The organism is Achromobacter sp. Marseille-Q0513, from assembly GCF_018195695.1.
Taxonomy (GTDB): domain Bacteria; phylum Pseudomonadota; class Gammaproteobacteria; order Burkholderiales; family Burkholderiaceae_B; genus Achromobacter.
Genome location: NZ_JAGTJY010000458.1, coordinates 1 through 575, shown reverse-complemented (window position 1 = coordinate 575; position 575 = coordinate 1). Strand labels below are relative to the sequence as shown.

The 575-nt window shown below is 62.6% G+C and carries 1 pseudogene; it reads right to left on the bottom strand.

Annotation, left to right across the window (positions count from 1 at the left end):
• Positions 1-81: 81 nt before the first annotated feature.
• Positions 82-575 (bottom strand): annotated as a pseudogene (locus tag KDH83_RS31245) (type II and III secretion system protein); the annotation flags it as partial.

Here is a 575-nt window from a genome sequence, read left to right as displayed (position 1 = left end):
GTCCCAGGACGAGCTGGTTTGCGGTGCCTGGCATGGTGACCAGCCGATAGTTGACGGGTCTGGCGCGTTTCTTTCGCACGTTCAGAATCCTTCTTCGGGAATGGCGGTGACCATGACGACCGTGAGGGTCTGCTGTTCCTGACTCGCGTCGGAGCCGCCGAGTAACATGGGTGCCGATTCGTCGAGGCGTCGACGGGTCGAGCTGTCGCCGGACTGCTGATAGCCGCCGATCACGACAGGCTCTCCTGGCCGGACCTGGACTTGCTGAACGCGGCCTTGCTTCGCGATCCGTGCCTGCTGGACGAAGGAGAGACTGTCGCGCGTGCCCACGGGCTCCTTTTTGAGTTCCAGGAGACGGCTGTCGTCGTAGGCAATGGTCAGAACAACCTGACCGTCGTCAAGGGCGTCGGGAACCACGGTGAGAAAGGTGCCGACGGTGCGTTCTTGCTGCGTCACCGTGACAGTCGGTGCGAGTGAATTCGACGTGCTCTGAGTCTGTTGCAGGTCCTTGATGTACTCGAATGTCGTGCCGACTAGGTGGCGGACGGGGCGGCGATTCTGGCCGGGCACGGGGG